Genomic DNA, 9276 nt, shown 5'->3' with positions numbered 1-9276 from the left:
TATGACAGCGTATCCATCCCCGAAGGTCTGGCTCCCGGCGATGGGATCCGTGTCCTCTTTAATCCGGATTCCTTTAAAAAAGGAGAAGTTCCGGAAATCGGGATCGTGTTCCAGATCTACCGTCTGGATGAGGACGGGGAGGTGGTGATAAGCCATGAAGAAATATCCGCATCTGAAAGCAGCAAAGCTCCAGAGCCGGGCCGGCCAGTCAAATGGTTTGACTGTCTCCATGGAGACGAAATGGTCTGGGATGATGTCAGAGAGTATGATCTGGAGGAATTTCCAGAAACCACCTTTCGCTGGAGCGCAGAGCAGCTGGAAGCTGTGAAGGGAAGCGAAATTACCCCTCTCTATAATGGAATGCCCATCTGGAGCGTTTATTTCTGTGATCTCACCGGAGACGGCAAACCAGAGCTTTGCTCCACCCTGAGTATTGGCTCAGGAATCGTCAACGACCAGATCCTGGTCTATGACTATGCGGAAGGCACCGGTTATGATCTTTCGGACCGGGGGAATTTTGATTATGTCCTTACTGTACAGGAGGATTCTCTTATTGCTGAAAAAAGGGCTTATCAGGAGGATGCGCTCATTGAGTCCGGCGAGCTGGTGCTCTCGGATGGTATTCTTCAGATAAAACCCCAATGATCGCTTCACCTTTATAAGACCATCGCCTAAGCAAAACCGGAATATGAAGTTATGAGGAGGTGCTTCCATGAAATTAGTCAGTCCGAAAAACCTGCTTGTATCTCTGCTTGGCTGTGCGTTTGTCGTTCTGAAAATAGTGACCTTTGATGGGGTCGCGGATCTGTTCTGGATCCTGTTCATTGGATACCTGTCCGTCAAGTGTCTGGCCGCGGGATTGTCCCAGGAAGCCTATGACAAAGATATAAAACAGGCACAGCAGGCAAAGGTCCTGTACCGCGACCTGTTTGGGAAATTTGCATACGTTGCGGCAGATATCCCGATCCTTCTTCTCCTTTTCACCGGCCTCCTGGCTGTGATCTGCCCCATAACAGCGTTTCTCCGAGCTGTCCTGATCACCCTTTTGCTGGCAGCGGCCGGGTATGCGGTCTGGTTATGCTGGTATGTTTCAAAGCATAAGCGGCAGCGTATATTTAAAGGCGAATGGGGAACCGGGGGCTTAAGTCCAGAGGAGGAGAAAGCATGGAAACGGTCCGGCCTGTGGCACGGCATTCTCCTGGGGATCTCTGCGGTATTTTGTGCTTTTTATTTCATTTTTGGAAATTCGTGGATTTCATGAATCGATCAGATATAAGACTGAAAAACGCTATCTGCGCCTGGGGAGGAACGTTTCCTTCTTTAAATTAATGCAGGATTTGCCAGACCGCAGGTCCCACACTCAGATTTTCTGAAGAACATCAGACCTAAACAGGAGAATATCATAAAATAAAGACCGCAACGCATCCGTTTGTCCGAGTGCTTTGCAGTCTTTTGCATTGTATGGTGAAAAGTGCGATCCATTTCGTATAAATTTTCGATTAAAATCATGTGATACTGTTCATATAGCCATTTATCAGAATCGCCGACTTTCACCGATTTCTGCGTTCATACCGTTCCTTAGATGAGATTGCTGGGGATAAAGCAGTTATCTGTATCAATCGGGATCGGCTCCTCGCACATACAAATAATTCCGCTCCTTCCATATCATGATCTTGTAAGAAAGACTGGAATAGGTGACCATCCTCTCCTCTTCGTAAATTTTCTTATTCCACGGAAAAAACAGGAAAAAAGAAAAAACAAACGTCAAAATGAATGTATAAAGATAAATGCGCAAGTCTATGTCCCCCTCCCTTACAGGTGCAGTTTCTTTTCTTTCTGTCCCTACACCACATGGTTTTTCAGGTTTTCAGGGAATAGATAAAACTCAATATCATCTTTCCCGCCGATGGTTCTCCATATGATCAGTTCATATGTAAGGCTGGAATATATGGTCGTTCCTCCATCCTCGTAAACCTTCTTACTCCACGGATAAAACAGAAAGAAGGCAAAAAACATCGTAACAGCCATAATACATAAGCATGCGGTTATTTTTTTCATTTTGCTTCCTCGCTTTCGGCATACATGGTCCCGTTCTATCAAGTACGATTTTTATTTCTTATGACACCTGCTATGGTGAAAACTCCGGCAGCTCCCAATATAACAGCCGATATGTTCCCGGCTCCAAAGCCTCTCTCTTTATAGGAAAGGCCCATCCCGTACCGAAGCCAGGAGTTTGATGCTCTGGCAACATCGCTGTAATAATAAACCGGGAAGCTGGTTCCGCTGTCATTGCGGCCATCCTGTACCTCCAAAGATGGTACTGTACTCCTGTTTTCTGCCGCCGTCGGCCACTCTCCGGTAAATGCATGTGCCGTGGCTTTCTGAACTGGAATGATAAACTCGGGGGTTCCATCTGCACTGAATACGACTGCTGCGGGATATCGGATCCCGGGAAGTCCGGAAACGATCTCATATCTGTATTTATCGCTGTCATATCCCGCCGCCTCCAGGGAAACAGCCACTGCTTCGTTATAATCAACCGTTTCATTTTTGTACACATAGACAGCTCCCACTGTCCAGTCGTTTAAGCCATCTTTAAGCATCTCTTCTGCATCTTCCGGGATATCCTTTGGAAGCAGTGTTACTTTCGTTATATCAGCCAGAACCGTAACATGACCTGTATAAACAGGAATCTGCCACATATAATCACTGTTCTCCAATGATTTCTTCGGATCCTCTGTTTTTAAAAGCCCTGGCTCCGAATAAATTTTATATGCCCTCTCCATCCCCAGTTCATCCATCCGCACATCCCGCCCAAGTTCTGCACGGGCTCCTCCATGATTAATCTGAAATAATACCTCGTCTCTCATGGAAACGATCTCCTGGTACTCACTTTCCTCCAGTGGAAGCAGATGCTCGGATGCATAGGAATCGAAGCCGAATGCCAATGACAGGAATATACAAATAAAAGTAAGGATCGCTTTTCCCATGTCTGCCTCCTTCCATCGGTTCACGAAACCAGCCCTTTTCCATCCCAATTTCTTTGTCAATCCTATTTTATCAGATAAAAGGCCGGTCCTCAAGAAAGAACCGCATAATTAATCTGACATTTTTCTTACAAAATCATTGTTTTTCCAAAATTCCACCACAAAAAATGCCGTCCCCCGCGGAGCTGTGATCAGCCCGCAGGGAAACGGCGTTTTTCTTTCTAAGATTTTCAATTATAAGGGCATGATCCCGAACAGGACGGCAACGATCATGCAGATAAAGCTGAAGCCCCATACCCATAAAAAGCTGTTCTTGATATGGTCCTTGATGTCCACGTCTGCCAGGCCAACGCCCAGAAGGGTGGCCGGAACCATGGGGCTGATGAAGGTGGCGCAGTTTCTGCATACCACCATGGCAACGGCAATGGGAGTGGCGGCGATGCCGAAGCCCTCTCCGATCCCGATCATTACCGGAAGCATTCCGTAGAAATAGCTGTCCGTATCGAAGGCCAGGGCCAGAGGCACGCTTAAAATACCGATCACCAGCGGCAGGTGGCGTCCCAGCACAGCCGGTAAAAAGCCGCTGATCAGGCCGGACATACAGGTGATGACGCTTTCTGTGCCCTCCACGTTCTTTACAAGAACGCCCATGAGAACGGCTGCTCCCATGAGGGTGGAGCACATCATAAGGGCCGGACCGGCGTGGAGATTGATGATCTTCTTCTGCATTTTCGCCCCCGGATAATTTACCAGGATCGCCAGGGCCACGCCCATCATAAAGGGAACGTAGCTGGGGAAGATGTCCAGGATCAGAAGGGCAATGACCGCAATGGTAAGGAACACGTTAAAAAAGAACAATCTGGGACGGGCCAGCTCGCTGGCGGCTTCCGCTGCCGCTGCTTCTGCCGGGCTCACTGCTGCCTGACCCTCAGTCTGGGCCAGGAGCCCGTTTAATCCGGCTCCCCGCTTCTTTTCAATGATGCCGTTGACAACGGCCACGGCCAGAGCCAGGATGATCCCGCAGGCCTGGATCGGCATGATGGTGCGCCATAAGGCTCCGGCCTCGATGCCCAGGACTGTGGCCGCCCGCATGGTGGGACCAGCCCAGGGCATCAGGTTCAGTACGCCCATGGAAAGCACCGCGATCCGCAGCATGGTAGTGGGACGCATATGCATCCTTTTATAGACTGGCAGCATGGCCGGGACCACGATACAGAAGGTGGAAGCGCCGCCGCCGTCCAGATGGCCGATGAGTGCGATGATGCAAGTCATGATACAGACGCCCACCACGCTGTCTTTCACCAGAAGCATCAGCTTCCCGATGATCACGTCGAACATCCCGGCGTCGGTCATGATACCGAAATACAGGACACTGAACACGAACAGGGCCGCTGTGGGACCGGTGCTGGAAAAGCCGCTCTTAATGAGGGATGCAATGTCCTCCCAGGTATAATATTTTCCCAGGACCAGCACAAGAGCCAGGATCATCGGAAAAACGATGAAGGCAATGCTGGGCAGGGTCTTACTTTTGAACAGTGTCACCACGATGGCGACGATACAGGCGAATCCAAGGATTCCTACAAGGGTACCCGACATACTTTTTCTCTCCTTTGAAGCTTATTTTGCGTTTTCTTTGTATATTTCCATGAAAGTTTCGCACTTTCTTAGCATTTCAGGCGGCAAAACGGCCCGGAAACTGACAGTGCCTCCGGACCGTCTGCCTTTCCCGGCCTGGCCGGGATCTGTATTTATGAAAAGGGGTTATGAGAACTCGTATTCCTTGATCTGGCGGACCACGTCGATGATGGTGCCGTCCCGGGCCTCGATGACGCCCACGATCCGGTCGTCAAACTGCACCGGATCCGGTTCTCCCACCATGGCGTAGGCCTTATCCCGCAGCTCTTCAATGGTGCAGAATGGAAGGTCCACGTCCTTCATACATTCGATCAGGTCTTGCCGTCTGGGGTTGATGGCAATGCCGTAATCGGTGATGACCACGTCCACGGTCTCGCCGGGAGTCGTCACCGTAGTCACACGGGTGCAGATGGCCGGGATCCGTCCCTGCAGGAGCGGCGCGATGACGATGGTGCATTTTGCGCCGGCCGCCGTATCCGGATGACCGCCCTGGGCCCCTGTGATCATGCCGTCGGAGCCCACCACCACGTTGCAGTTAAAGTCCACGTCCACCTCCAGGGAAGCCAGGATCACGAAATCCAGCTTGTTGACGAAGGCTCCCTTATTGAACGGGTTGGCATACTCCGAGGCGGAGATCTCAATGTGGTCCGGGTTTCTCTTAATGGACTCGATGGCTCCCAGATCGAAATCCTGGGTATCCACGATCTTTTTGATCAGGCCCTTTTCCAGAAGCTCACACATGGGGGTGGTGATGCCTCCCAGGCCCAGGCCCATGTGGATCCCCCGCTCCTCCATGATCTTTCCCAGGGAAATGGTGGAGGCGATGGAGGCTCCGCCCACGCCGGTCTGGTAGGAAAAGCCCTCTTTAAAATACGGTGTGTGGATCACAAACTGGGTGCAGTAGTCCGCCATCATGATCTTTCTCACATCGGTGGTGGGCTTTGCCGCTCCAGTGGCGATCTTTGCCGGATTTCCGATCTCGTCCACCACGCACACATAGTCCACATGGACCATGGAGATGCTGGCGGGAACGTTGGGGAAGGGGACCAGGCAGTCGGTGAGGGCGACCACCTTGTCGGCATATTCCGCATCCACCATGGCGTAGGATAATACGCCGCAGTCGCTCTTTCCGCCGTTGGCCCGCATGTTTCCGTATTCATCGCAGGTGGGGGCCCCGATGAAGGCGATGTCGATATGGACCTCGCCGGATTCCACCGCGCGGACCCTTCCGCCGTGGGAGCGCATGATGGCCAGGTCCCTTAAACGCCCGGTGGAGATGGCCTCTCCGATCTTTCCGCGGACGCCGGAGGACTGGATCCCGGTGATGGTGCCGTCCTCGATGTAGGGCACGATGGGGTCGTTGGCCTTGCCCAGAGAGCTGGCGCAGATGGTCAGGTCCCTGATGCCCATTTTGTGGATCTCCTCCATGACCATGTTGACCACATAATCTCCCTCACGGAAATGGTGATGGAAGGAAAGGGTCATCCCGTCCCGGATGCCGCATTTTACCAGAGCCTCATGGATGTTTTCCACCATTTTGCTCCGGCCCGGATCGCAGAGCGCGCGGACGGTGGGAGCCGCTTTTTTATATTCATGATTGTCATAGGCATAGGCTCCCTGAAAGGGTTCCTTGCCGGTCTTTTTTAAGATCTCCCCGGGGATCTCTCTTCCAACAGCATTGATCATATTACAGCTCCCCCTTATACACGCCGGCCGCCTTGGCCATGGCCAGCGTTCTCTTTGCTCCGTCGTAGAAGGCGATGTCGATCATCTTTCCATCCACGGTAAATACACCGATGCCCTTTGCCTTCTTGTCGTCGATCTCCCGCACCACCTTTTCGGCAAACACGATCTCCTTTTCAGCAGGGGTGAACACCTTATGTACCACGGCGATCTGACGGGGGTTCACCAGGGATTTTCCATCGAAGCCCATGAGCTTGATCATACGGGTCTCCTTTTCAAAGCCCTCCATGTCGTCCAGGTTGGTGAACACCGTATCCCAGCACTGGACGCCTGCCGCCCGGGCCGCCATGATCATATGCTGTCTGGCTCCCATGAGCTCCACGCCGGTGCCGGTGATGGTGGTCTGAAGGTCCTTTGTGTAGTCGCCGCCGGAAAGGGCGATGCCGATGAGCCGGTCTGAGGACTGGCACACCTCCAGGGCATTTAAAACGCCCTTGCAGGATTCCAGGGCCGCCATTAAAAGAGTGCTGCCCTCGGGCCGTCCAAACTCCCGCTCAGCCGCCAGCACATGCTCCTCCACAGTCCTCACATCCTGGGCCGTCTCGGTCTTTGCGATCCGGATGGTGTCAGCCCCTCCGGCCACGCAGACCCGGATATCCTCCTTCCAGTGAGGCGTGTCCAGGCCGTTGATCCGCACCACCCGTTCTACGCCATGGTAGTCGATCTCCTGCAAGGCGTGGAACAGGGAATACCTGGCCGCGTCCTTCTGGTTCTCCGCCACCGCGTCCTCCAGATCCAGCATGATGGAATCCGGCTTATAAATATAGGGGTCCTTGATAAGGCCCGGCTTCTGGCAGTTCAAAAACATCATGGAACGTCTTAATCGTTTTTTATTTGGATGCATTACCGGATCACACCTCCCCACGGAAGATTTTCACTGACGCCGTTGCTGCGGTAAACGGCGCATTCCACTCTGGCCTTTAAGGTACAGTCCAGGGCGCCCTTGTCAAAGATTGTCACCCTGGCGTTTTTCACATCCAGCCGTTCTAAGGTCTCCAGGGCCACCGCGCGGATCTGTCTCCCATACTGATGGATCACGCTGCTCTCGATCATCAGCTCGATGCCGTTGTCTCCCGGCTCCACGGTCACCTGGGCATCGCTGGACTCCAGGGTCCCGGCCATGGCTGTTTTTAAGATCTCCATCTGATCCCCTCCTTCTCATTCGGTCATTTTTTCTATACTCACTATACCATTTCCGGTATTTTTTATCCAATATATATATCTTTATGTGATATATAGGGCGTTTCTTATGCCCTTCTGCCAGAACAGGACGCCGCAGACCGCAGCGTCCCGTTAAGGAAAGGTATTATAAAACCGGAAGATATCCCAGAGCCAGCCCCATGACCATGAAGATCACGAAGATCCCCACGCACCATCTGAAGATATAGCCCTGGTACTGGGCCAGGGTGATCTCGGTCTGGTCCATGAGCAGGTAGATAAAGGGTACCAGCGGGCTTAAGAAATGGAAGGCCTGTCCCATGAGGGCCGCGAAGCCGATCTGGAGGCTGGTGAACCCGTAGGCCTCTGCCGTTGCCGCCAGGGGCGGGAGAACACCGTAGTAAAAGGCGTCGTTGTTTAAAAGGTAGGTACCCGGCGCGCTGATGACGGCGATGATCACCGCGAAGTACCGTCCCAGGGATTCGGGGATCACGGACACTAAGAACTGGGCGATGGCGTTTGACATGCCCGCGTCCTCGGGACCGTTTAAGATGCCCATGAGCACGCCTGCGCCCAGGACCATCATGACCACGTTGATCATATCAGGAGCCAGGGAGCTGATGACCTTTCTCTGGATCTTCTGGTCGGGATAGTTCACCACCAGGGCGATGGCCGTTCCCACGCCGAAGAGGATGGCAGAGGAAGCCAGGCCCATGATCAGGGATACGATGACAGCGGCGGTCAGGGCCAGGTTAAAGAAGATCAGCTTTGGCCGCTTCCACTCCTGCTCCTCCGGGGACACCTCCACCTTATGTGCCTCCGAGGCCGCGGCCTTTGCAACGCCCAGCCGCTTTCTCTCCTTAAGGCCCAGGTAATAGGATACGCCCACCACATAAATGGCCGAAAGCACCATTCCCGGCACCAGCGGAGCCAGGATCTCTCCCGCATCCAGCTTCATGACCGACATGACCCGGGCTGTGGGACCGCCCCAGGGGATCAGGTTCATGATACAGTTCTGTAAGATGATGAGGGTAGCCAGGTAGATCTTTTTGATCTTTAACCGGTTATAAATGGGGATCATGGCCGTACAGCAGATCATGACCGTGGTGGTGCCGTCGCCGTCTAAGGAAACGAAGGCCGCCAGGATGGCCGTTCCTACCAGTACCTTCAAGGGATCCCCCTTACACCAGGCGACCACATGGTCCACCATGGGATCGAACATGCCAGCTGTCAGCATGACGCCGAAGTATAAGATCGCGAAGGTCATCATTGCAAATGTAGAGGCCACGCTCTTGATGCCGTCCATGGCGTAGCCCAGGGTATCCCAGCCGTATCCGGCCAGCAGTCCGAATGCCACCGGCACCAGGATCAGGGATGTGAACGGACTCAGTTTCTTTGCCATGATCAGCGCCATGAACACAATGATCATTGCAAAACCTAAAAATGCGAGATTCATAGGATTTCCCCCTTTAGCTTCTTTGTATTTTTATGGAAACATCATACCATCCCCTGGCCATTCCGTCTAATATATATACAATTATACCAATTATAAGGTTTGTCCTATGGGATAATTTGTGCATTATGCTAAGTTCTTAGCGGTACTCCGGCCAGTGTGTTTAATTTCTGTTAAGTTTTGTGTATACAAAAGACAGTATACGGCCAGGACTGGCTATTCAGGCCTTCCGCAGACTGAGAAAGGAGTTAGTGTATAATTATCATTGGCAAATATAGGAACTATTCCTAAGACAAAAAA

The 9276-nt window shown here is 52.4% G+C and carries 7 protein-coding genes and 1 pseudogene; 2 read left to right on the top strand and 6 right to left on the bottom strand.

The genetic code is table 11. The features are described from left to right. Positions 1–645: pseudogene (locus tag WIH05_RS08685) on the top strand (peptidase M56); the annotation flags it as partial. A 67-nt stretch (positions 646–712) separates the two neighbouring features. Then, positions 713–1261 carry a hypothetical protein gene (locus tag WIH05_RS08680; RefSeq protein ID WP_022272616.1) on the top strand — a complete coding sequence of 183 codons (549 nt, stop codon included), beginning with the start codon at positions 713–715 and terminating at the stop codon, positions 1259–1261. 835 nt (positions 1262–2096) lie between these two features. Here WIH05_RS08680 and WIH05_RS08675 read toward each other — a convergent pair. From WIH05_RS08675 to WIH05_RS08650, 6 genes are all read right to left on the bottom strand, one after another. Then, positions 2097–2990 (bottom strand): hypothetical protein, encoded by an 894-nt coding sequence (locus tag WIH05_RS08675; RefSeq protein WP_022272614.1) that lies wholly within the window; start codon positions 2988–2990, stop codon positions 2097–2099. A 231-nt stretch (positions 2991–3221) separates the two neighbouring features. Beyond that, positions 3222–4583: a citrate:proton symporter gene (locus tag WIH05_RS08670; protein ID WP_158357085.1), complete on the bottom strand. Its 1362-nt coding sequence runs from the start codon at positions 4581–4583 to the stop codon at positions 3222–3224. 165 nt (positions 4584–4748) lie between these two features. Continuing rightward, a complete protein-coding gene (gene citF / locus WIH05_RS08665) occupies positions 4749–6308 on the bottom strand; it encodes a citrate lyase subunit alpha (RefSeq protein WP_215653002.1) in 1560 nt (519 codons plus the stop codon). Position 6309: 1 nt separating this feature from the next. Continuing rightward, positions 6310–7209 carry an aldolase/citrate lyase family protein gene (locus tag WIH05_RS08660; protein WP_158357083.1) on the bottom strand — a complete coding sequence of 300 codons (900 nt, stop codon included), beginning with the start codon at positions 7207–7209 and terminating at the stop codon, positions 6310–6312. Beyond that, positions 7209–7508, bottom strand: coding sequence for a citrate lyase acyl carrier protein (gene citD, locus WIH05_RS08655; RefSeq protein ID WP_158357082.1), 300 nt, complete (start codon positions 7506–7508; stop codon positions 7209–7211). The genes WIH05_RS08660 and citD overlap by 1 nt, the downstream gene beginning before the upstream one ends. 163 nt (positions 7509–7671) lie before the next feature. Continuing rightward, entirely contained in the window at positions 7672–8979 is a 1308-nt protein-coding gene (locus tag WIH05_RS08650; RefSeq protein ID WP_215653001.1) for a citrate:proton symporter, read from the bottom strand. Positions 8980–9276 lie beyond the last annotated feature (297 nt).

The organism is Alitiscatomonas sp. (assembly GCF_037242085.1).
Classification (GTDB): domain Bacteria; phylum Bacillota; class Clostridia; order Lachnospirales; family Lachnospiraceae; genus Alitiscatomonas; species Alitiscatomonas aceti.
This window is presented reverse-complemented; position numbering and strand designations above follow the sequence as displayed.